The organism is Extibacter muris, assembly GCF_004345005.1.
GTDB lineage: Bacteria > Bacillota > Clostridia > Lachnospirales > Lachnospiraceae > Extibacter > Extibacter muris.
In genome coordinates, this window is sequence record NZ_SMMX01000056.1 from 1 (window position 1) to 887 (window position 887).

The following is an 887-nucleotide window of genomic DNA, read 5'->3' on the forward strand; positions in this document are numbered from 1 at the left end:
CAAGACAGACAATGTGTATCATAAGTATTATGATGATGTGCTGATACTGTTGAAAACGGGACTTCGCATTTCTGAATTATGTGGGCTGACAATGGCGGACATTGATTTTACGAATGAGGTTGTAGTAATAGACCACCAGCTATTGAAAAGCAAGGAACAAGGCTATTACATTGAAACACCTAAGACCAAAAGCGGAGTAAGGAACGTGCCATTGAGCAAGGAAACGATACAAGCATTTCACAGAGTGATTAAGAAACGCTCAAAGATAAGGTCAATGGAGATAGACGGACACAAAGATTTCTTGTTTGTCAATTCCAAAGGCAAGCCAAAGGTGGCGATTGATTACACAACGCTATTTGTCCGTATGGTAAAGAAATACAACAAGCACCACATGGACAACCCTTTGCCACATATCACACCGCATACGCTACGCCATACGTTCTGCACAAGGTTGGCAAGCAAGAATATGAACCCAAAGGATTTACAGTATATCATGGGGCATTCAAATATCAGTATCACAATGAACTGGTATGCTCATGCGTCCATAGATACCGCAAAATCAGAGGTTCAGCGTCTAATCGCATAAAAAGTATTTACCACGATTTTAACCACGATTGACAGGGAAAATATAAGAAGATAGACCTGGATATGTGAGGTTTACCACAAAAGCAAAATGCCCGTAGAGCCGATAAAATAAGGCTTTGCGGACATTTAAGAAGATATAAAAAGATAGTCAAAAAGACATATATAATTTATATACAAATATAAAATTTTTCTATATCCTCTATCTGTAATTAGATATTGATCCAAATTTCTTTATTAATTCTAATGTTGAAAACATACTTAATAATCGCTTAAAATTATAAGCGATAAACATAGAAGACGCT

Annotated in this window: 1 protein-coding gene; it reads left to right on the forward strand. The window is 36.8% G+C overall.

The features are described 5' to 3' along the window. A partial coding sequence (locus E1963_RS19180) for a site-specific integrase (protein WP_132281684.1) occupies nucleotides 1–586 on the forward strand: 586 nt, incomplete at its 5' end. Between the last annotated feature and the right edge of the window lie 301 nt (nucleotides 587–887).